Source organism: Roseovarius sp. SK2, from assembly GCF_028807495.1.
Taxonomy (GTDB): Bacteria; Pseudomonadota; Alphaproteobacteria; order Rhodobacterales; family Rhodobacteraceae; genus Roseovarius; species Roseovarius confluentis.
In genome coordinates, this window is the sequence record NZ_JARAMK010000010.1 from 1 (window position 1) to 22,783 (window position 22,783).

Consider the following 22,783-nt stretch of genomic DNA (forward strand, 5'->3'; position numbering starts at 1 on the left):
TGGCGCGGCGGATACCGTCGACAAGGCTTTCCTTGCAGCCGTACTTGTTGTCGAACTTCGACTTGGTGACGCTGTCATTCACGTTGATCGCGGGGAACGGCAGTTGCCCTTCCTGCATCATCTTGTAAAGGCGATGCACGCCGGTCGTTGTCTCCTCGCTGACGCCCTTGATCATCTCGCGCTGCTTGGTGAACCAGCCGGGGCTTTCGGCCATGCGCTTCTTGATCTGGGCGAACAGGCACTCTTCCTCTTCGGAGGTCGGCGTCTCGATCAGCTCGGTTTCACCAGCCTCGACCCGCGCGCCGATCAGGATATAGAGCGTAGCGTCGCCGCCATCGTCCAGGATCATGTTGGCGCCGCCGTCCTCGAACTGGAAGATGCGGTCGCAATAATCCCAGTATTCTTCCAGCGTCTCGCCCTTGACCGCGAAGACCGGCGTGCCGCCCTCGGCGATCACGGCCGCGGCGTGGTCCTGGGTGGAAAAGATGTTGCACGAGGCCCAGCGGACCTCCGCGCCCAGCGCCACCAGCGTTTCGATCAGGCAGGCGGTCTGGATCGTCATGTGCAACGACCCCGCGATGCGCGCGCCCTTGAGCGGCTTTTTAGACCCGTATTCCTCGCGCAGGGCCATAAGGCCCGGCATCTCGGTTTCGGCGATGTCCAGCTCCTTGCGGCCGAAACCGGCAAGAGCGATGTCACGGATCGCGCTGTCCGCGGGACTGACTCTCTCTGGCTTGTTCATGTCGCGTCTCCTTTTTTCGTTCTGATGTTTCGGATCATTCTGCTGCGGCGGATACGCCGAAGGTGCGGGCCAGTTCGCTGGCCAGATCCGTGCGTTCCCAGCTGAAGCCGCCGTCATCGTCCGGGACGCGCCCGAAATGGCCATAGGCAGCGGTACGTGCATAGACCGGCTTCAGAAGGCCCAGATGCTCGCGGATGCCGCGCGGGGTCAGTCGGACCATCTCGCGCAGGGTGCTGGCCAGCTTGGTCTCGTCGACCCGGCCCGTGCCCAGCGTGTCGACATAGAGGGCGACCGGCTCGGGCACGCCGATGGCATAGGCCAGCTGGATCTGGCACTTGTCGGCCAGCCCGGCGGCGACCACGTTCTTGGCCATGTAGCGCGAGATATAGGCCGCCGAGCGGTCCACCTTGGTCGGGTCCTTGCCAGAAAACGCGCCGCCGCCATGCGGGGCCGCGCCGCCATAGGTGTCGACGATGATCTTTCGGCCGGTGAGGCCCGCATCACCGTCCGGGCCGCCGATGACGAAATTGCCGGTCGGGTTGACGATGATCTTGTCCTGCGACGGCAGGCTCCAGCCCTCGGTCTTGAAACAATCGGTGATGTAGGGCTCGACCAGCGCGCGCACGTCGTCCTGGCTCAGTCCTTCGGCGTGTTGGGTCGAGACGACCACGGTGTCGAGGCCGACCGGTTTGCCGTTCTGGTATTTCAACGTCACTTGGCTTTTGGCATCCGGCCCGAAATTCGGCTGCTTGCCGGATTTCCGGTCCTCGGCCATCGTGCGCAGGATCTTGTGGGCGAACTGGATCGGCGCCGGCATCAACTCCTCGGTCTCGTTGCAAGCATAGCCGAACATGATGCCCTGGTCGCCGGCACCTTCCTCGCCTTTTTCGCCCTCGTCGACGCCCATCGCGATATCGGCCGATTGGGCGTGCAGGCGGCAGACGATCTCTGCATCCTTCCAGGAAAAGCCATGCTGTTCGTAACCGATGTCGCGGATTGCATCTCGGGCGATCTGCTCGACCTCCTTCAGCACGCTTTCCGGGCCGCGCACTTCGCCGGCGATGGTGACGTGATCGGTGGTGGCCAGCGTTTCGCAGGCCACGCGCGATTGCGGATCTGCGGCGAGGTAGGCATCCAGTACCGCGTCCGAAATCCGGTCGCAGACCTTATCGGGGTGCCCCTCGGACACCGATTCACTGGTGAATAGCCATGACTTGTCGCTCATAATCGTTCCTTTCTCCACTGTCGTGGGGTTGGGTCGCTTTTGGCAAAAATTGGATTTTTGCAGGGGTCAGGCGATCTTTCGATCGGCCGATGACTTGTCGGGCGTGTAGGACAGGCTGGGTTGCAGCCACGCCTCCACCTCGGCAATCTTCATGCTCTTGCGCTCGGCGTAGTCGGCCACCTGGTCGGGGCCGATGCGGCCAATGCCGAAATAGGCCGAGTCAGGGTGGGCGAAATAGAGCCCCGAAACCGCCGATGCGGGCCACATCGCGCAGCTTTCGGTCAAGGTGACGCCGGTATGCTCGGGCGCATCCAGAAGGTCGAACAGCGTGCGCTTCTCGGTGTGGTCCGGGTTGGCCGGATAGCCCGGGGCAGGGCGGATGCCGCGATATTGCTCGCGGATCAGAGCCTCGTTATCCAGCGTTTCATCGGCGGCATAGCCCCACAGGCTCCGCCGCACGCGGGCGTGCAATGCCTCGGCAAAGGCTTCGGCGATCCGGTCGCCCAGCGCCTGCACCATGATAGCGTCGTAATCGTTGCCTTCGGCCTTCAGCCGGTCGGCGATGTCGTGCACCTCGCGCCCGGCGGTCACGGTAAAGCCGCCCACCCAGTCCTCGGTGCCCTCGGGCGCGACGAAGTCGGCAAGGCACATCTGCGGCCGGCCGTTCGATTTGCTGCGCTGCTGGCGCAGCTGCGGCATGCGGGCGCGCACGGTCTTGCGGTCCTCGTCCGCCCATACGACGATATCGTCGCCCTGCGCATTTGCTGGCCAGAGGCCCACCACGCCGCGCGGACTGAACCAGTCTTCGGTCTCGATCCGGTCCAGCATCTTCTGCGCGTTGTCGTACAGTTCGCGCGCGGCGGGCCCCTTGTCGGGATCGTCGAAGATGTTCGGGAACTTGCCTTTCATCTCCCAGGTGTTGAAGAACGGCGTCCAGTCGATGAACTCCCGCAGCTTGGCGATGTTCATGTCGTCGATGACCGTCAGGCCCGGCGTCTGCGGGGCAGGTGGCGTGTAGCTCTCCCAGCCGCCGTCGAACCTGGATTTACGCGCCTCGGCCAGCGCAGCGGTCGGCCGGTCGCCGGCGCCTTTCATCCCGTCGCGCAGCTTGTCCTGCTCGGAGACGACATCGGCCAGAAAGTCCGGCCGCGCTGTCTTGGACAGCAGTCTCGAGACCACGCCGACGGCTTTGGACGCGTCATCGACATGGATCACGCCATGCTCATATTCCGGCGCGATCTTCAGCGCGGTATGCTTTTTCGAGGTGGTCGCCCCGCCGATCAGCAGCGGCAGGTCGAACTCCTGCCGTTTCATCTCGGCGGCCACGTCGACCATCCGGTCAAGCGACGGGGTGATCAGACCGGACAGCCCGATGATATCGGCCTTTTCCTTCTTCGCCGCCGCGAGAATATCCTCGGCCGGCACCATCACGCCAAGATCGACCACGTCGTAGTTGTTACACTGCAGCACGACGCCGACGATGTTCTTGCCGATATCGTGCACGTCGCCCTTGACCGTCGCCATGATCACTTTGCCCTTGGCCGAGGTGTCGCCCGACAGGCGTTTTTCCTCTTCCATGAAGGGCAGCAGGTGCGCCACGGCGGCCTTCATCACGCGGGCGGATTTCACCACCTGCGGCAGGAACATCTTGCCCGCCCCGAAGAGGTCGCCCACCACGTTCATGCCGTCCATCAGCGGCCCCTCGATCACGTCGAGCGGCTTTTCGGCGCGCTGGCGGCATTCCTCGGTATCGTCGACGACATAGTCGGTGATGCCGTGGACCAACGCGTGTTCCAGCCGTTTCTCGACCGGCAGTTCGCGCCACTTGGGGTCTTCCTTTTTGGAGGCTTCACCGGTGCCCTTGTACTTGTCGGCAATCTCCAGCAGGCGCTCGGTGGCATCGTCGCGGCGGTTCAGAAGCACGTCCTCGACATGCTCTCGCAGCTCTTCGGGGATGTCGTCATAGACCGTGATCTGCCCGGCATTGACGATCGCCATGTCCAGCCCCAGCGGGATCGCGTGGTAGAGGAACGCCGAGTGCATCGCCTCGCGCACCGCGTTGTTGCCGCGAAAGCTGAAGGACACGTTCGACAGGCCGCCCGAGACATGCACGTCCGGCATCGCCTCCTTGATCAGGCGGGTCGCCTCGAAAAAGGCGTTGGCATAGTCGTTATGCTCTTCGATCCCCGTCGCCACGGCAAAGATGTTGGGGTCGAAGATGATGTCCCACGGCTCGAACCCGGCTTTCTCGACCAGCAGATCGTAGGACCGCTTGCAGATGTCGAACTTGTGCTTCGCGGTTTCGGCCTGACCGTTCTCGTCGAACGCCATTACGACCACGGCGGCACCATAGCGCCGCACGGTGCGGGCCTGTTCCAGGAACGCCTCCTCGCCCTCCTTGAGCGAGATCGAATTGACCACGGCGCGGCCCTGCACGCATTTCAGCCCGGCCTCGATCACCTCGAACTTGGAACTGTCGATCATCACCGGCACGCGGCTGATGTCCGGCTCCGACGCGATCAGGTTCAGGAAGGTCTTCATCGCCTGCTCTGAATCGAGCAACCCTTCGTCCATGTTCACGTCGATGATCTGCGCGCCGTTCTCGACCTGCTGCCGGGCCACGTCGAGCGCGGTGGCATAGTCGTCGTCCATGATCAGGTTCTTGAATTTGGCCGAGCCGGTGACGTTGGTCCGCTCGCCGATATTGATGAAACTGGCAACTCCGGTGCTCATGCTGCGCCCTCCTTAACGTCCGCGCCTTGTGTCTCGAACATCTCCAGGCCGCTCAGCCGCATGCGCTTGACCTTCTGCGGGATCTTGCGCGGGGCCTTGCCCGCGACCGCCTCCGCGATGGCGCGGATATGCTCGGGCGTGGTGCCGCAACAGCCGCCCACGATGTTGACCAGCCCCGACGACGCCCACTCTTCAAGATGCTCGGCGGTTTCCTCGGGCGTTTCGTCATAGCCGCCCATCTCGTTCGGCAGGCCGGCGTTGGGATAGGCGCTGACCCGTGTATCGGCCACCTCGGACAGGGTGCGCACGTGCTGGCGCATCTCGCCCGCGCCCAGCGCGCAGTTCAGCCCGATGGAATAGGGCCGCGCGTGGCTCATCGACACCCAGAACGCCTCGGGCGTCTGGCCGGTCAGGGTGCGCCCCGAACGGTCGGTGATGGTGCCCGAGATCATCAGCGGCGGAATGGTCAGGCCCTCGTCCGACAGGCTGTCGATGGCGAAAAGCGCGGCCTTGGCGTTCAGCGTGTCAAAGATCGTCTCGATAAGCAGCAGGTCGGCGCCCGCCTCGATCAGCGCGCGCGCCGCCTCGCCATAGGCGCGGGCCAGGTCGTCGAACGTCACCGCCCGGAAGCCGGGGTCGTTCACGTCCGGGCTGATGCTGGCCGTCTGGTTGGTCGGGCCGATGCCTCCCGCAACCCAGCGCGGCCGGTCTGGCGTGGCGACCGCGTCTGCGGCCTCCCGCGCAAGGCGGACGGATTCGGTGTTCATCTCGACCACCAGGTCGGTCATGTCGTAATCGGCCTGGCTGATCGCGTTCGCGCCGAAGGTGTTGGTGCACAGGATGTCGGCGCCCGCATGCAGGAAATCCTCGTGGATTTTGCGAATCATGTCGGGCTGGGTCAGGGTCAACAGCTCGTTGTTGCCGCCCACATCACTGGGATGATCCTTGAACCGCGCACCGCGATAGGCGGCCTCGTCGGGCTTTTCCTGTTGGATCATCGTGCCCATCGCCCCGTCCAGCACCAGGATGCGGTCGGCGTTGGCGGCGGCTATGTCGTTGGTCTTGGTCATGCGTTCTTCAATCCTTCAAGCGGCGTTCTCGGCCACAATACTTGGTGTCAGCCCCAATGTCCTGCAGACAGCCAGCGTGACTTTCGGCTGGTTGAGCGTATAGAAGTGAAAGTCGGTGATCCCGGCTTCCATCAGGCGGCGGCATTGCTCGGCGGCAACGCCCGTCGCCACCATCGCGCGGGTTTCAGGGGCTTCGTCCAGCCCGTCGAACATCTGGCCCATCCAGTCGGGCACCGAGGCGCCACAGCCTGCGGAAAACCGCTTCAGCCCCTCGAAATTGGCGACCGGCATGATCCCGGCAACGATCGGCGCGTCGATGCCCGCGGCCCGCGCGCGATCGACGAACCGCAGCACGGTGTCGGTGTCGAAAGCATATTGCGTGATCGCTCGCGCCGCGCCGTTATCGATCTTGCGCTTGAGGTGGTCCATGTCGGCAGCGGCATCGCGGGCCTCGGGGTGCACCTCTGGGTAGGCGGCGACCGAAATGTCGAACTCGCCTTTGCGGCGCAGTGCCGCCACCAGTTCCGCGGCATCGTTATAGCCATCCTCGGGCAGGCTTTGGCCCTCCGGCAGGTCCCCGCGCAGCGCGACGATACTGTGCATGCCGGTCTCCCAGAACGCCTCGGCCTGGGCGTCGATCTCGGCCCGGCTGGCGCCGACGCAGGTGAAGTGGTGCGCCACCGGCAGCCCCGTGCGGTTACCCACCATCTCGACGATGCGCGCGGTGCGGTCCCTCGTGGTGCCTCCGGCGCCGTAGGTGACCGAAAAATACTCCGGGTCGGCCGCACTCAGTTGCGCCACGGTATCGCGCAGTCGGGTCACACCGGCCTCCGACTTGGGCGGAAAAAGCTCGAATGAAATCGACGGCGTGTCGGACGTACCTGTCATGTGCGTGTCTCCATCTCGGTGGTCGGGAGCGAAAGGGCGGGGGCGCGCCACGGCGCCCCCGTCGTGGACTTCAGTGTTTTACGGGCTTGCGGAAATGCTGGATGCCCCAGGCGAGGTGGCCGTCATCTGCGGCCTTCACCCAGTTCTGCAGGCCAACCGCCATCTTGTCGAGATACTCGGCCGAGCAGCCCTTTTCGCGCAATTCGTCGTAATGCGCCAGAAGCTCTTCGCGGACCCGGGCATAGTGCGCCCGCAGATCTCCGACCGCATCCTCCTGCTGTACGGTCTCGAAGCCGAGCCCCTCGGCTGTCTGGCGGTAGAACCCCGGCGACCCGAGACTGTTGAGTTGCAGCCGGTCATAGACGGGTTGCAACACGCCCTGGGGCACGTCATCCGCCTGCATCGGGTCGGTGAATATCAGGTGCCCGCCCGGCTTCAGCACGCGGAACGCCTCGGCCAGGATCTGGTCGCGCTGGTCGGAATGCAGGAAGGCGTCCTGGCTCCAGACCACGTCGACGCTCTCGTCGGCCTCTGGCACGTCCTCGAATACGCCGTGGCGAATGCTGATCTTGTCGGCCAGCCGCGCGGCGCGAACCTTGCCAAGGTTATACTCGTTCTGCGTCTCGGAGATGTTAAGGCAGACAGCCTCGCAGCTGGTCTTCTTCACGACGGTGCGCATCGCCCCGCCATAGCCCGCACCAAGGTCGAGAACCCGGGATCCGGCTTTCAGGTCGGGCAGCGCCTCGATCATGCTTTCGATCGTCAGGTCGCTGGCTTCGCGGATGTTCTTGGTGGTCGCGTAGCGCCCGATATGCAGGTCCTCGCCCCCCCAGATGGTGGAGTAGAACGTATCGGCATCGTCGCTGTCATAGTAGGTTTCCGCGACATCGCGGATATCCGCGTTTCCATCGGCGCCGTTACCGCCCCAGCGGGCCACGTGCTCGGCCGATTTCTCGGCGACGTGGATGAAAAAGTCGGGCTCCTCCTCGGCATACGTATCCTGGAAATCGCCATAGGTGCGCACGCGCTCGAACCCGGCCTCGCGGAACAGGCGGCGCATGTAATCCTTGCGGATCGGGGCCATGTTCAGCGTGTAGGACGACCCGTCGGGGAAGCTGTAGCGCATCCGGCAAAGCCCGTCGTCGATATGGTCCGGCTCGGCGGTGACATCGTCGCCGCAATAATAGAACTTGTGCTTGCTCGAAAAGCCGTGGTCGAGCATGGCATCATAGTTCCGCTGGTCGAGGATCAGCACGCCGTCATGCGTGAGCGCGGCGTAGAACTCGGCCAGGGCGCGGCGGCGGTCCTGTTCTTCGTGAAGGTGGGTGAAAGAGTTGCCCAGGCAGATGATCGCATCGTACTTGCCGTGAATATCCCGGTTCAGCCAGCGCCAGTCCGCCTGGGCCGTCTTCAGGATCAGGCCGCGGCTCTGGCCGTTCTCGAACGCCTTGGCGACCATGGCCGCGTTGCCGTCGGCAGCGGTGACGTCGAAACCCGCTTCGGTCAGGCGCACCGAGTGAAAGCCGGTCCCGCAGGCCACGTCCAGCACGCGTTCCTTGCCGCGCGCCTTCAGGATGTCGATGAAGAACTGACCCTCGCTCTGGGCGCGACCGTCCCAGTCGATCAACTCGTCCCATTTGTCGACGAAGCTGGTGACGTATTCCTTGCGATAATGTCCCGTCTCGCGGTCTGCCAGCGGATCCTTGCTGTAGGTCTGCTTGGTCATCGTCAGTTCGGCGTTGCCGGCGACATCGCTGGTCATGTCTCTCTCCGTTATCTGGTGACGGCAGCCCGCACTTGGCCGCAACCGGGCTTCCGGATTCCGCGGTGCGGAACACAGAGGCGGTACCGTCAGGGTTGTCGTTGTTCAGTCCGCACGTCGTTGCGTGGGCAGATCCCTGTGATCACTGGCGGTCGGATCGGTTTGGACCTCGCCGCCCAGCCGGAAAATTTCGTTTATAGAAGTTTTCGCCGGCCTTTAATGTCCCATTGCGTACCTTTTCAACTGAAGCGTATTCAACCTTTGTGTGCGGAATTTTCATGAAATCGCGCAATGACTCACTCAAATACCTATAAAGGCTTAATAAATTTAACGCTCAAAAATTAGCCGTCACGCCTCACCGGGCGATAACCCGAAGAATCGCGACCAGCGGCAGTTCAGGTTATGCTTCGATAAGCTAATTTCTTGCGGGTTCGCCGAGCCACGTCAGACAGGATAACTTCATTCAGTCTCACCCGGTTCGAAGTGGTAAGACACGCGCCAATAGTCTCTCCACCTGATTGTCCATTCCTTCATGTTCGGGAACCGAATGACGGACAACACAAACAAGCGACGTTACCAGGACGTGGTAATCCGGACGTCCGGCTAGGTTGTCGCTCTTGTCAGCCAAGCGTCGCGATTGGTCCCAAGATCACATTCGAGCCTGGACGTGATATGGGAAATGATCAGGCGCACCTGAGTGGTCCAGTTTGAATGTTCAAAGTAAGCCGAGGGCTTATTCTTTCGACAGAAACAATTTCCCCAACAGTCCGACGACTCGAGATCAGGACACCTTTAGGCAGACCGTCAAACGTAACGGTGGTCAGTAGTCATGGAACTAGCGTTGTCGGGATCGACAGTATTGGCAAGCGAATGCCCTCCGATGCGCAGTGGGTCCCCAAGCATAGTGCGCACCACGGCGTTGTAGAGGCTTGTGACGGTGCCACGGGCCGGCGCTTTTTTCGTTGTTGAGGTTCGAGGTTATTTTGTACCCCAGATTTACCCGCGCACCAAAACGAAGGAGAGCCCAAAGACAGCTTGCTCGTAAAGGCTTGTGTTCTGTTGATTTTTGGCTCCGGCGGTAGGGATCGAACCTACGACCAATTGATTAACAGTCAACTGCTCTACCGCTGAGCTACGCCGGAATACCGGGGGCGGATATAGCAACCTCGTCTGGCGGCGTCCAGAGGGATTGTGACAAAAATTTCGCCGCCTTCACAATAATTCGAAACGCGAGGTCGCGGTCAGGTTTCCATCCGGGACAACCAGGTTTCTTCCATGAAGATCAATGAGATGCGCCAGAACGTTTCTTGCGGCCGCGCCAAGTAGCGCGACGGGCGTGTCGGTGTAGATGCGCCGTGCCAGGGTTTGCGCGTCTGCCGGGCCGTCGCGCAGCGCACCTAGGATCGACGCTTCGCGCCCCTCGCGGTGCGCGAGCAGCCAGTCGAGCCGCTCCATCGGGTCCTTGATTGGCGCGCCGTGACCCGAATGAAACACCTTTGCGCCGCGGGCCCTCATCCGACGGCAGGAGGCCATGAAATCCGTCAGGTCTCCGTCCGGCGGCGCCACCAGCGAACTGGCCCAGCCCATTACCAGGTCACCGCAAAACACAGTGTCGCCCATGGCAAAGGCCATGTGGTTGCCAAGATGCCCAGGGGTCCAGAGTGCCTCAAGCGCCCAACCCTCGGCTTCGATCACCGTGCCATCGCTCAACGCGACGTCCGGGGCGAAGCCGGCCTCCACGCCTTCGCCCGCATCCTCGAGTCCTGATGCGGCCAGCCGCGTCATGATGGCGCTGCGCCCAGCTCCCGACGGTCCGAAGCCGTGCACCTGCGCGCCCGTCTCGCGCGCCAGCCGATGCGCCAGCGGCGAATGATCGACGTGGCTGTGCGTGACCAGCACGTGGCTCACCTTTTGTCCCGGGGTCAACGCGCCCAGTATGGCGGCCAGATGTGCCGCATTGTCGGGTCCGGGGTCTATCACCGCGATGTCGCGCGTACCCACCAGGTAGGTATTCGTCCCCCAGTAGGTCATCGGCGAGGGGTTGTCGGCGAGTACCCGTCGCAGGCCCGGCGAAAGTTCCTCGGCGACGCCGGGTGTGGGGCGGTCTTCATCCATATGCTTGGCTCTTTCCGATCCTGATCGTCGCGGATAGGTTTAGCGCATGTCCTTTCGCTGGCTCAAACCCTATATGCCCCGGTCGCTTTACGGTCGCGCCATCGCGATCCTGCTGCTGCCGGTGATCACCTTGATGCTGGTGGTCTCGATCGTCTTCGTGCAGCGCCATTTCGAAGGTGTGACCAAGCAGATGACCCGCACCGCCAGCCGCGAGGTCGTGGTTCTGCTCGACGCCGATCTGCCACCGTCCGAAATCGGCGACTCGCGGTTGGCGCGGAACCTGCGTATCTCGGTCGAGGAAATGCCGCTCGACGCTCTCCCCGAAGGCGACAGGCGCCGCTGGTACGACTTCACAGGCGGCTACGTGATTGCCGAGTTTAACCGGCTTCTGCCGATGCTGCACGCGCTCGAGCTGCCCGATGACCAGGTCGTGCACTTGTATTTCGCCATGCAGAACGAGGGTGTGCGGCTGACCTTCGACCGTCGGCGCGTGTCGGCCTCCAACCCGCATCAACTGCTGGTTTACATGTTCTTCTTCGCCGCGCTGATGACGATCATCGCCTATTTCTACCTGCGCAATCAGCTGCGCCCGATCACACGCCTGGCCAGCGCGGCCGAGGCGTTCGGTCGCGGCCGCCACGTCGCTTATCGGCCGTCGGGCTCGACCGAGGTGCGCGCGGCGGGGGCAGCCTTCCTTGACATGCGCGCCCGTATAGAGCGCCAGATCGAACAGCGCACCTTGATGTTGTCGGGGGTCAGCCACGATCTGCGCACGCCAATCACGCGGCTGAAACTGGCCCTTTCGATGCTCGACGCCGAGGATCGCGGCCCGATGGAAAAGGACGTGTCCGACATGGAACGCCTGATCACCGAATTCCTCGATTTCGCCCGCGGTGCGCAGGAAACGACACCCGAGCCCACCGATCCGCAGGCCCTCGTCGCGCGGATCGTCGAGGAGTTCCAGCGTGCCGGAAAGGCCGTCGAGCTTGGCCCCTGCGAAGGGCAGGGCGATGTGGCACTGCGCCCCGGCGGAGTGCGGCGCGCGGTCGAGAATTTGATCGGAAACGCCGTGCGCTACGGCAAAAGGGCCGAGGTGTCGGTCCAGCTGACCGACCGTGCCCTGCGCATTCGTGTCGAGGATGACGGCCCTGGCATCCCGCAGTCGCAGCGCGAAGAGGCGCTCAAACCCTTCGCCCGGCTGGACGAGGCCCGCAACCAGAACCTCGGCACCGGGGTCGGGCTGGGCCTGGCCATCGCGATGGATATCGCCCGCGCCCATGGCGGCACGCTGCGCCTGGGAAGCAGCGAGCGCCTTGGCGGGTTGCAAGTCGACCTGGTGATCGGGCGCTGACAGGCGTTGGGCCACGATCAGGGCCGGGGGCAGGGGCCCGGTGTCAGGCTGTTGCGGCGGCGTCGGCCTTTCGTTCCTTGGGAAAGAAGCTGTAATAAAAGACCGGCGCGGCCACCAGCGTCAGCACCGAGGCGAATCCCAGCCCGCCCATGATCGTCACCGCCATCGAGGCAAAGAACGCGTCCCACAAGAGCGGGATCATCCCCAGGATCGTCGTAGCCGCCGCCAGCACCACGGGCCGCAGGCGCGAGGTTGACGCATCCAGCACGGCCTGCCGGAAAGGCACGCCGTCGGCACGTACAAGGTCGATCTCCTCGACCAGTACGATGCCGTTCTTGATCAGCATCCCCGACAGGCTCAGCAGCCCCAGCAGCGCCGTGAACGAAAACGGCAGGCCGGTGCCCAACAGGCCGATCACCACGCCGTTGACGCTCATCGGCACCAGCAGCCAGATGATCACCGGCTGGCGGATCTTGCCGAACAGCAGAACCGAGATCAGCACCATGATGATCAACGATATCGGCAACTGCTTGCCCAATGCCGTCTGCGCTTCGGTCGAGCTTTCGTATTCGCCGCCCCATTCCAGGGCATAGCCCTCGGGCAGATCCATCGCTTCGACCGCGCCGCGCAACTGACCAAAGACGCTGGCGGCATTCTCGCCCGCGGGCACCCCGGCCTGAACCGAGATCGTCGGGACCCTGTCGCGCCGCACAAGGAACGTGTTCTGTGCTTCCCACCCGAACCCGTCGGTGATCTGCGCCACCGGGATATAGGCTTGCGCCGCGTCGGAATAGACCGGCAGGTCTGCCAGGTGTTCCGCGCCCTCACCCCCGGCGCTGTCGGCCCGCATGATGATCGGGATCAGCCGGTCCTGCTCGCGGTAGAACCCCACCTGCACGCCCTCGGTCCCGAACTGAAGCGCCTGGGCCAGGTCGTCGCGCGCAACACCCGCCGCTTTCGCCCGCTCATCGGCGAATCGCGGCACCAGCGTCAGTTCGCGCTCGCGCCAGTTGGTGCGCAGATCTACCAGCCGGTCTGACGCACCGACCATGACCCCTGCCGCCTCATCGGCCAGCTGCCGCAGCACATCGGGGTCGGGCCCCGAGAACCGCGCCTCGATAGGCGCCCCGCCACCGGGGCCGAAGGCCAGCCGCTCGGTGCGGAACTCGCCCTCGGGCAGGGCGGTCCGGCCAAATTCCTCGACATCCGCCCGCAGCGACGGGATCTGCTCCAGGGTCTCGGTGCGGATTATCAGGTGGCCATAGGTCGGCAGCGCCTCCTCGGGGGCGTAGGTCAGCATGAACCGCGTCGCGCCGCCACCGATGAAGGTGGCCACCGACACCACGTCGTCGCGCTCGGCCAGCCACGCCTCGACCTGGGCCATGTCCTCCGACACGCGATGGATGCTGGCGCCCTGGGGCAGCTTGTAATGCACGTAGAACAGCGGCGTGTTGGAATCGGGAAAGAACTGCTGCTTGACCTGCGCAAATCCCATGTAGCACACCACCGTCACCCCGATCAGCGCCAGGATCACCAGGTAGCGCACCCGCAGCGCGCCGGACAGCACCGCGCGGTAGGCGCGGAAGAGCGGCCCGGCATAGGGGTCATGAGCGTCGCCACTGCCCACCTTGAAGAAGTAATGCCCCAGAAGCGGCGTCGCGGTGATCGCCAGAACCCAGGACAAGAGCAGCGACATGCCGATCACCGCGAAAAGCGAGAACAGGAACTCGCCCGTGGCGTCGGGGCTCAGGCCAATGCCCGCAAAGGCCATGATCCCGATCACCGTCGCACCCAACAGGGGCGTCTGGGTCTTGCCGGCCACGTCCTCGGCCGCATCGCGGGCGGACTTGCCGCCCGCCATGTCGCCCTGCATCCCCTCGGCCACCACGATGGCGTTGTCCACCAGCATCCCCATCGCGATGATCAGCGCCCCCAGCGAAATCCGCTCCATCTCGATCCCGAAGATGGCCATCAGGAACACCGTGCCCACCACCGTCAGAAGCAGTGTCGACCCCACCACCACGGCCGAGCGCCAGCCCATGAAGACCGCCAGCACCAGCACCACGATCGTCACCGACATGGCCAGGTTCAGCAGGAAATCGTTCGAGGCCTCGTCCACCACCACGTGCTGCTGGTAGATCGGGTGCAGTTCCACCCCGGCAGGTACGTCGCGCATCAGTTCGGCCAGCCGCGCATCCACCCGCTTGCCGACGTCCACGATATTGAGATCCGCCTTGCCAGCGACCCCCAGCGTGAACGCCTCCGTGCCTTGGAACCGGATAATCTCGGTCGGTTCCGCGACCCGGTCACGCTCGACCTGCGCGAGGTCCAGAAGGTCGATCACGTCGCCGCCCACGCCAATGGTCAGGTTGGCGATCTCGTCCACTGTGTCCGACCCCTCGGGCGCCTGGATGCGGATATCCTGCCCGTTCTGCCGGAAACTGCCGGCGGGCGTGCGGGTGTCGGCCTGCGACAGGGCACCGGCGATTGCGTCGGGGCTGACGCCCAGGTTGCTGATGATCGAGGTCCGCGCGTTGACGTAAACCGCCTCCGACGGCAGGCCCGCCAGCGCCACGTCGGCCACGCCCTCCACAGCCAGCAATTCGCGCCTCAGGTACTCCGATATCTCGTGCACTTCCGCATCGGAAAAGCCGGGGGCGGTAAAGGCATAGAACACGCCGAACACGTCGCCGAAATTGTCGTTTACGATCGGACGCGCGGCCTCGGACGGCAGGTTGCGCGTGGCGTCCTGGACCCGGTTGCGCAGCTTGGTCCAGATCGCGGGCAGTTCCGTGCCGTCATAGGTGCTCTCGATGTTCACCGAGATCCGGCTGATTCCCGGCTTGTTGGACGAGGTGATGAAGTCGATCTCGCCCATCTTCTGGATCTCGGACTCGATCGGTTCGCTGACCTCTCGCGCCACCTGTTCGGCCGAGGCGCCGGGATACTGCGTGATCACGATGGCGTTCTTGATGGTGAAGGCCGGGTCTTCCAGCCGGCCGATCGTGGCAAATCCCCAGATCCCGCCCATCAGACAGGTCAGCATCAGGATCCACGTGATCAACGACCTGTCGATCGAGGCGCGTGCGATGGACATGGGCCTACTCCCCGATGCGGGTAAAGGGACGGGCGCTCTGGCCGTCGCGCAGTTGCGCGGCGCCGGTCTCGACGATCCGGGTGCCGTCGGCGGGGCCTTCGGTCATGTAGATGCGGCTGTCCTCGTGCACCTCGATCTCTACGGCGTGCGCCGTGACCTTTCCGTCCTCGAAGACCATGACCTCGGCATTGCCTTCAGGGTCGTAGACCAGCGCGGTCTCCGGCAGGATGACGCCTGTCTTCCCCGGCCCCTCGACGGCGGTGTAGACCGTGACCGACGCGCCCGGAAAGACGAAGGCGCCGGGATTCTCGATAAAGGCCAGCGTGATCGTATAGGTCTGCCCGGTGGCCGAAGTTTCGGTCTCGAATTCCCTCAACGCAAGGTCATAGCGGCGTCCGTCCCCCGGGAGCTCGGCGAAGAACGCGACATCGTCATCGGCCCCGGCCTTCCGGAACAGAATTTCCGGCACCTGGATATCGACCCGAATTTCCGACACGTCATGCAGCCGGACCACCGGTGTGCCGGCCTGAACCGTCTGGAAATTGGCCACCAGCCGCTTGGCGATCAGTGCGTCGAAGGGCGCGCGCAGCGTCGCGTGCTCCAGGTCTTCCCGGGCGCTGTTGAGCGCGATCTCGGCCAGCCGCAGCTGGGTCTGCGCGTCCTGGACCTGCACCTCGCTCACCGCCTGTCCGCGCAGCGTCTCCAGCCGATCGGCATCGCGCTGCGCCTTCTCGAAATTGGCCTCCCCCTCGGCCACGGCGCGCCGGTATCCCGACAGGTCCAGCTGCGCGATCTCGGCGCCTTCAGCCTTGCGCGCGCCTTCCTCCGCCTCCAGCATCTCGAGCTTGCCAGGCACCTGGAAGGCAAGATCGACGGTCTGCCGCGCCGCCACCTGACCGAAAAACTGCCGCCGCACCGTAACGGGCTCGCTCGACAGCGTCATCAGCTTGACCGGCTTGGGTGGTGCGTCTGCTTGTTTGGACGGGTCTTCGTCCTGCGCGGCGACAGCCGTGGCGATCAGCAGCGACAGCAGGCAGGAAAGAAAAGCAGGCAGTGGACGGCGCATGAAAAGGCTCCTGGCAACGGACTGGCAGTTGGGCCGTCACATAATGCAGGTGAAAAGTGAAACCAACAGTTTAGTTTTGCTCGCCATGGGTGCAGCGAGGTAAGCCGCCTTCTTAAAAGGAAAACCGCCCGGAAACTTTTGGAGTTTCCGGAATGGAAAATACGTATTGTCTAGTCATTTTTGCGCCGAACACTGCGCCGGCGCCAGTGCTTCAGCGATTACGAGCGTGGCCGCAGATATGTCTCCGACGCGTATCCCGTCAGACCGGGCGCCCGGTCCAGCGCCACCTCGCACCAGCGCGTGCCGCCGACCCGATTACAGTCACGCACCCGCACCAGCGTTCCGTTGGGCAGCCCCACGCGCGTTTCGAACCCCAGGCCCGGTCCACCGCGCAGCTTCAGCATGTCGCCGTCTTCCACCCCGTAGACCTCGTAGATGTCCGAGGTGAATGCCGTGACCGGCGTGGTGTCGGCACAGGCGGAAAGAAAACCTAGGGCTGCAAGGATCGTCAGGGGGGTGCGCATGGTGCCTCTCGTCGGGGTTGTACTGGTAGGCCCGGCGGGGCTCGACCCCCCAGCCAAAGCGTTATGAGGGACGTGTGTCCGAGCGGACTATTTAACTTTCAATCCGTTTAGTAAAGGCTGGCGCAGCAAAAAGTGCATCTGGCGCAATTCGGAATTGCCCCTGCCGCTCACCGCTGGGGAAAATTCAAACGGCGGTATAACGTCCAGCCAGTACACCGCCGCGCTCTTCGTGCGAGACCAATGAGACATCTTGAGGTCGACTCAAGTGATCAGCCCTGCCGCCTTTCTCGCTATATCATCGACGTTCTCGCCACCGTTTTCCACGTACTCGCAGAATTGGCGACGCATTCGCGGGTCCCAGAAATCCTGCAGGTGGTTCGCGACCCGTTCGGCCTGGTCGTTGCCGGGCTGGGACTTGAAGAACGTGGCAATCTGGTTGGCCATCATGACCAGTTTATCAGGCGACATCAGGAACCTCGTGGGAAATGCGGTGTGGGTTGGAATACAGGTCGAAACCGCCGCCGCGGGCAAAGGCGGCCAGCGTGATACCGGCCGTATCGGCCAGGCGCATGGCATGGGCCGTGGGGGCGGAGACGGCGATCAGCGTGCCGCAGCCGGCCATGGCGCATTTCTGCACCAGCTCGACCGAAAGGCGGCTGGTCATGACGAAAGCGCCCGCCGACGGGTCACGCCCCGCCCGCCAGAGCGCACCGATCAGCTTGTCGAGCGCGTTGTGGCGGCCAACATCCTCGCGCGCCATGACAACGCCCTTGCCCGGCAGGACGAAGCCCGCCGCATGGGTCGCGCGGGTGCGGCGGTGCAGGGGCTGGATATTGGCCAGCGCGTCGGCGGCATGGGCAATGTCGTCCCGGCTGAAGGTCGGGCCGACATGTGCCACGCATGGTACGTCGCGTACCGCCTGATCCAGCGAGTCGATTCCGCACAGCCCGCAGCCCACCGGCCCGGCCATGAAACGGCGGCGTGCCGCCAGCGCCTCGCGTCGGTCCGCCCGAAGCCAGAAACGGGCCTCGATGCCGCGCTCATGGCTGGCGACCTCGAAGCTTTCGATCTGGGCGAGGTCTGTCACGATCCCCTCGGTCACGGCGAATCCATGGGCGAAATCCTCGATATCGTCCGGTGTGGCCATCATCACCGCCTGGGTCGAACCGTCGAAGACCAGCGCGACTGGCAGTTCCTCGGGAAGAGCGCGCCTGACCATGTGCGCGCCCTCTGCCTGTACAGACAATCCCGAGCGGCTTTGGCAGGGAGAAAAACCCAAGGACATCATTCCGCCGCCGGAAGGATGCGGCGGGCCTGCGCGGCCTGTGCCGCGTAGTCCTCCTGCCAGTCGGTCGGCCCGTTCGAGGGGCTGACCTGCACCGCCGTCACCTTGAACTCGGGACAGTTCGTGGCCCAGTCCGAGAAATCCGTGGTGATGACGTTGGCCTGGGTGTCGGGGTGGTGGAAGGTGGTGTAGACCACGCCGGGGCTGACCCTGTCCGTGATCGTCGCCCGCAGCGCCGTCTCGCCCGAGCGGCTGGCCAGCTTGACCCAGTCGCCTTCGTTCACGCCGCGGTTCTCGGCGTCATGCGGGTGGATCTCCAGCACATCGGCCTCGTGCCAGATGGTGTTGTCCGTGCGCCTTGTCTGGGCGCCCACGTTGTATTGCGACAGGATGCGCCCGGTGGTCAGCAACAGCGGGAAGCGCGGGCCGGTTCTTTCATCGGTCGCCACGTACTCGGTGATGATGAACTTGCCCTTGCCGCGCATGAAGCTGTCCACGTGCATCAGCGGTGTGCCCTCGGGGTGCTCCTCGTTGCAGGGCCATTGCACGCTGCCCCTGGTTTCCAGCAGGGCGTAATCGACCCCGGCGAAAGAGGGCGTGGTGGCCGCGATTTCCTCCATGATGCGGGCGGGATGGGTATAGGTCCATTCCGCACGCCCGGATTTCTTCAGCATCGTGTTGGCCAGCAGCTGCGTCACCTCCCAGTCGGCATAGCCGTTGAGCGGTTTCATCACTTCGCGCACACGGTTGATGCGGCGCTCGGCATTGGTGAAGGTGCCTTCCTTTTCCAGGAAGGTGGAGCCGGGCAGGAACACATGCGCGTAGTTGGCCGTCTCGTTCAGGAAGAGGTCATGCACGATAACGCATTCCATCGCCGCAAGGCCCGCCGCGACATGCTTGGTGTCAGGATCCGATTGCAGGATGTCCTCGCCCTGACAGTAGAGGCCCTTGAAGGTGCCGTCGACCGCGCAGTCTAGCATGTTGGGGATACGCAGGCCCGGCTCGGGGTCGACTTCGGTTCTCCAGAGCGCCTCGAACATCTCGCGCACGTCGGCGTTCTTGACGTGGCGATAGCCCGGCAGTTCGTGCGGAAAGGACCCCATGTCGCAGGCGCCCTGCACGTTGTTCTGTCCGCGCAAGGGGTTCACGCCCACGCCGCGCCGGCCAAGATTGCCAGTCAGCATGGCGAGGTTGGCGATGCCCATCACGGTGGTCGAACCCTGACTGTGCTCGGTGACGCCGAGGCCGTAATAGATCGAGCCGTTGCCGCCGGTAGCGTAGAGATGCGCCGCCGCGCGCAATGCCTGCGGATCTACGCCGGTCAGCAGCGCGGTCGCCTCGGGGCTGTGGCGTGGGTCCGATACGAAGGCCGCGTATTCCTGGAATTCTTCCCAGTCGCAGCGGCTGCGGATGAAGTCCTGATCCATAAGCCCCTCGGTCACGATGACATGCGCCAGCGCAGTGACCACGGCGACATTGGTGCCGGGCCGCAGGGGCAGGTGATGCGCGGCCTCGATATGGGCCGACTTCACCAGGTCGATCCGGCGCGGATCGATCACGATCAGCTTGGCCCCCTGGCGCAGGCGTTTTTTCATGCGGCTGGCAAAGACGGGGTGGCCGTCGGTCGGGTTGGCGCCGATGACGATGATCACGTCGGTGTCTTCGACGCTGTCGAAATCCTGCGTGCCGGCGGAGGTGCCGAAGGTCTGGCCCAGCCCGTAGCCGGTGGGCGAGTGGCAGACGCGGGCGCAGGTATCGGTGTTGTTGTTGCCGAAGACCGAGCGCGCCAGTTTCTGCACCAGGTAGGTTTCCTCGTTGGTGCAGCGGCTGGAGGTAATGACGCCGATGGATTTCTTGCCGTATGTCTCTTGCAACCCCAGCATTTTCGACGCGGCAAAGTCCAGCGCCTCATCCCAACTGACCTCGCGCCAGGGCTCGTCCACCCGGTCGCGGATCATCGGGTTCAGGATGCGGTCGCTGTGATGGGCATACCCATAGGCAAAGCGCCCCTTGACGCAGGAATGCCCCCGGTTCGCCTTGCCGTGCTTGTAGGGCACCATGCGGACCAGCTCATCGCCCTGCATTTCGGCCTTGAAGGAACAGCCGACGCCGCAATAGGCGCAGGTGGTCACGACCGAGCGGTCTGGCGTGCCCATCTCGATCACGGATTTTTCCTGCAGCGTCGCGGTGGGGCAGGCCTGCACGCAGGCGCCGCAGCTGACGCAATCCGAGGCGAGGAAATCGTCCTCAGCGGTGCCCGCGCTGACACGGGACTCGAAACCGCGACCCTCGATCGTCAGGGCAAAGGTGCCCTGCACCTCTTCGCAGGCGCGGACGCAACGGTTGCAGACGATGCACTTGCTGGGGTCATAGCTGAAATAGGGGTTCGACGTGTCCGCCGGGATATACTCGGGATTGCCCTTGTCGCCCTCCGGGGCACGGGCCCGGGTATCGCCCTGCGCCAGCGTGCCGCCCTTGGCGTCGTAGTGGTTGCGCCCGGCCTCGTAGCGCTGGTCGCGCAGCCCCACGGCGCCCGCCATGTCCTGCAACTCGCAATCGCCATTGGCCGAGCAGGTCAGGCAATCCAGCGGGTGGTCCGAGATATAAAGCTCCATCACCCCGGTGCGGATCTTGCGCACTTTCTTCGACTGCGTGTGCACTGCCATGCCGGGGGCGACGGGCGTGGTGCAGGAGGCGGGCGTGCCGCGCCGGCCTTCGATCTCCACCACGCAGAGGCGGCAGGAGCCGAACGCGTCAAGGCTGTCGGTGGCACAAAGCTTGGGCACCTGGATGCCTGCCTCGGCCGCCGCGCGCATCACGCTGGTGCCTTCGGGCACGGTCACCTCGAAGCCGTCGATGGTCAGGGTCACGGGCTCGCCCGTCTTGGCGGGGGTGCCCATGTCGCGGTCGTCGGGAATGATCAGGTCTTTCATTCTGCGGCCTCCTTCGTGGTCGAGAATTCATCGGGGAAGTGGGTGAGCGCGGACATGACAGGGTAGGGCGTGAAGCCGCCCAGCGCGCAAAGCGACCCGTCGGTCATCGTCTCGCAAAGATCGGTGAGGATGGTCACGGCGTCGGCGTCGCCGCGCGCGATGCGGTCGATGGTTTCCACCCCGCGCACCGCGCCGATCCGGCAGGGGGTGCACTTGCCGCAGCTTTCCACGGCGCAGAATTCCATCGCGAAGCGCGCCATGCCCAGCATGTCGGCGGTGTCGTCGAACACCACCAGCCCGGCGTGGCCAATGAGCCCGCCTTCGGCGCCGAATTCCTCGTATCCCATGGGCGCGTCGAATTTCGACTGCGGCATGTAGGCGCCGAGCGGCCCGCCGACCTGCACCGCCTTGAACGGGCGGCCGGTGGCCGTGCCGCCGGCAAGGTCGTCGATCACCTCGCCCAGCGTCACGCCGAATCCGGTCTCGAACAGGCCGCCGCGCGCGACGTTGCCCGCGATCTGAAGCGTGATGGTGCCGCGCGATTTGCCGATGCCGAAGCTGGCGTGATGCTCGGCGCCTTTCTCGAAGATCACCGGCACGGTGGCCAGGCTGATGACGTTGTTGACCACGGTGGGTCGGCCCAGGAACCCTTCGAGCGCCGGAAGCGGCGGCTTGGCGCGGACGACCCCGCGCTTGCCTTCGAGCGAGTTCAGCAGCGAGGTTTCCTCGCCGCAGACATAAGCGCCGGCACCCTTGCGGATTTCCATGTCGAATTTGTGTGGCGACCCGAGGATATTCTCGCCAAGGACGCCCTCGGCGCGGGCGATCTCGACCGCGCGGGTCATCACCGCGATGGCATCCGGGTATTCGGAGCGCAGGTAGACATATCCCTTGGTTGCGCCGACCCCCAGTCCGGCGATGGCCATGCCCTCGATCAGGGTGAAGGGGTCGCCCTCCATGATCATGCGGTCGGCGAAGGTGCCGCTGTCGCCCTCGTCGGCATTGCAGACAATGTACTTTTGCGGCGCGTCCGCGTCGTGCACGGTCTGCCACTTGATCCCCGTCGGGAACCCAGCGCCGCCGCGGCCGCGCAGGCCGGAGGTCTTGACCTCGTCCACGACCTGCTGGCCGGTCATCGATAGAGCACGTTTCAGCCCGGCGAGGCCGCCATGCGCCTCGTAGGCGTCCAGCGACAGCGGGTCGATCACGCCGACGCGGGCAAAGGTCAGCCGTGTCTGGCGCTTCATCCAGTCGAGTTCGTCCACCGGGCCGAGCGCCTTGGCGCTGCTGCCATCGAGAATGGCCGCCGCGTCCTGCGGCGTCGCGGGGCCGAAACCGTGGCGGATGCCCTCGATCTCGACCTCGACAAGCGGTTCCAACCAGATCATGCCACGGGTGCCGGTGCGGATGATCTGCGCCTCGGGCGCGGCCTGTTTCAGGGCGGCGACAACCTCGTCGGCGCCCAGCGCCTTGGCGGCGCTATCCATGGGAACATAGATCTTCATGCGCCCGCCTCCGCCAGCAGCGCATCCATGCGGCTGCGGTCCACCCGGCCCACGCATCGGTCGTCCATCATCGCGGCCGGGCCGCAGGCACAGAGGCCAAGGCAATAGACCGGCTCGACCGTGACGGCACCGTTGATCGAGGTGCCGTGCCAGTCCAGCCCCAGCTTTGCCAGCGTCTCTTCGGCCAGTGTGTTGCCGCCCATAGCCTGGCAGGCCTCGGCGCGGCAGATCTTCAGAACATGACGCCCGGCAGGGGCTTTGCGGAAGTCGTGGTAGAAGCTGATGACACCATGCAACTCGGCCTTGGTGATGTTGAGACGATCCGCGATCATCTGCATGGCCGGCTGCGGAATGTGGCCGAAATTTTCCTGCAGCGCGTGCAGTATCGGCAGTAACGGGCCTTCCAGGCCGGCATTCGCGTCGATGACCGCGGCAAGCTCGTCTTCGGTGGGTGTGGGGGCGGCTGATGGCATGGGCTAACCTCCTG

Annotated in this window: 16 protein-coding genes and 1 tRNA gene; 1 reads left to right on the forward strand and 16 read right to left on the reverse strand. The window is 64.4% G+C overall.

What is annotated here, in order from left to right; all coding sequences use genetic code 11:
* From PVV74_RS17010 to PVV74_RS17040, 8 genes are all read right to left on the reverse strand, one after another.
* On the reverse strand, positions 1-742 hold a 742-nt coding region (locus PVV74_RS17010), incomplete at its 3' end, for an adenosylhomocysteinase (protein WP_274594043.1).
* Between the two features lie 34 nt (positions 743-776).
* Positions 777-1,967, reverse strand: coding sequence for a methionine adenosyltransferase (metK, locus tag PVV74_RS17015; protein WP_103761828.1), 1,191 nt, complete (start codon positions 1,965-1,967; stop codon positions 777-779).
* Positions 1,968-2,033: 66 nt separating this feature from the next.
* A complete protein-coding gene (gene metH / locus PVV74_RS17020) occupies positions 2,034-4,700 on the reverse strand; it encodes a methionine synthase (protein ID WP_443217227.1) in 2,667 nt (888 codons plus the stop codon).
* The gene (locus PVV74_RS22890; RefSeq protein WP_443217228.1) at positions 4,697-5,770 is read right to left on the reverse strand and encodes a homocysteine S-methyltransferase family protein; all 1,074 of its coding nucleotides are present in this window, start codon (positions 5,768-5,770) and stop codon (positions 4,697-4,699) included. The genes metH and PVV74_RS22890 overlap by 4 nt, the downstream gene beginning before the upstream one ends.
* Before the next feature lie 15 nt (positions 5,771-5,785).
* Positions 5,786-6,658, reverse strand: a complete 873-nt coding sequence (gene metF / locus PVV74_RS17025; RefSeq protein WP_103761026.1) for a methylenetetrahydrofolate reductase [NAD(P)H] — start codon at positions 6,656-6,658, stop codon at positions 5,786-5,788.
* 70 nt (positions 6,659-6,728) lie between these two features.
* On the reverse strand, positions 6,729-8,420 hold the full coding sequence (locus PVV74_RS17030; protein WP_274594044.1) for a glycine/sarcosine N-methyltransferase: 1,692 nt from the start codon (positions 8,418-8,420) through the stop codon (positions 6,729-6,731).
* Positions 8,421-9,487: 1,067 nt separating this feature from the next.
* Positions 9,488-9,562: transfer RNA gene (locus PVV74_RS17035), tRNA-Asn, on the reverse strand.
* Between the two features lie 70 nt (positions 9,563-9,632).
* A complete protein-coding gene (locus PVV74_RS17040; RefSeq protein WP_274594045.1) occupies positions 9,633-10,535 on the reverse strand; it encodes an MBL fold metallo-hydrolase in 903 nt (300 codons plus the stop codon).
* A 46-nt stretch (positions 10,536-10,581) separates the two neighbouring features.
* On the opposite strand from PVV74_RS17040, the gene PVV74_RS17045 reads away from it, so the two are divergent.
* Positions 10,582-11,886: an ATP-binding protein gene (locus PVV74_RS17045; protein WP_274594046.1), complete on the forward strand. Its 1,305-nt coding sequence runs from the start codon at positions 10,582-10,584 to the stop codon at positions 11,884-11,886.
* 43 nt (positions 11,887-11,929) lie between these two features.
* Here PVV74_RS17045 and PVV74_RS17050 read toward each other — a convergent pair whose 3' ends face one another.
* The 8 genes from PVV74_RS17050 to PVV74_RS17085 all read right to left on the reverse strand — a co-directional run bounded on the left by PVV74_RS17050 (position 11,930) and on the right by PVV74_RS17085 (position 22,769).
* Positions 11,930-14,983, reverse strand: coding sequence for an efflux RND transporter permease subunit (locus tag PVV74_RS17050; RefSeq protein WP_274594047.1), 3,054 nt, complete (start codon positions 14,981-14,983; stop codon positions 11,930-11,932).
* 4 nt (positions 14,984-14,987) lie between these two features.
* Positions 14,988-16,049, reverse strand: coding sequence for an efflux RND transporter periplasmic adaptor subunit (locus tag PVV74_RS17055; RefSeq protein WP_274594048.1), 1,062 nt, complete (start codon positions 16,047-16,049; stop codon positions 14,988-14,990).
* 218 nt (positions 16,050-16,267) lie between these two features.
* Positions 16,268-16,573: an SH3 domain-containing protein gene (locus tag PVV74_RS17060; RefSeq protein ID WP_103761047.1), complete on the reverse strand. Its 306-nt coding sequence runs from the start codon at positions 16,571-16,573 to the stop codon at positions 16,268-16,270.
* 261 nt (positions 16,574-16,834) lie between these two features.
* Complete coding sequence (locus PVV74_RS17065) at positions 16,835-17,041, reverse strand: formate dehydrogenase subunit delta (protein ID WP_103761048.1); 207 nt, start codon at positions 17,039-17,041, stop codon at positions 16,835-16,837.
* Positions 17,031-17,861, reverse strand: coding sequence for a formate dehydrogenase accessory sulfurtransferase FdhD (gene fdhD / locus PVV74_RS17070; protein ID WP_425061849.1), 831 nt, complete (start codon positions 17,859-17,861; stop codon positions 17,031-17,033). Before fdhD ends, PVV74_RS17065 begins: the two co-directional genes overlap by 11 nt.
* Positions 17,858-20,791 (reverse strand): formate dehydrogenase subunit alpha, encoded by a 2,934-nt coding sequence (gene fdhF, locus PVV74_RS17075; protein WP_274594049.1) that lies wholly within the window; start codon positions 20,789-20,791, stop codon positions 17,858-17,860. The genes fdhD and fdhF overlap by 4 nt, the downstream gene beginning before the upstream one ends.
* Positions 20,788-22,296 (reverse strand): formate dehydrogenase beta subunit, encoded by a 1,509-nt coding sequence (locus PVV74_RS17080; RefSeq protein WP_274594050.1) that lies wholly within the window; start codon positions 22,294-22,296, stop codon positions 20,788-20,790. Before PVV74_RS17080 ends, fdhF begins: the two co-directional genes overlap by 4 nt.
* Positions 22,293-22,769 (reverse strand): formate dehydrogenase subunit gamma, encoded by a 477-nt coding sequence (locus tag PVV74_RS17085; RefSeq protein ID WP_274594051.1) that lies wholly within the window; start codon positions 22,767-22,769, stop codon positions 22,293-22,295. Before PVV74_RS17085 ends, PVV74_RS17080 begins: the two co-directional genes overlap by 4 nt.
* Positions 22,770-22,783 lie beyond the last annotated feature (14 nt).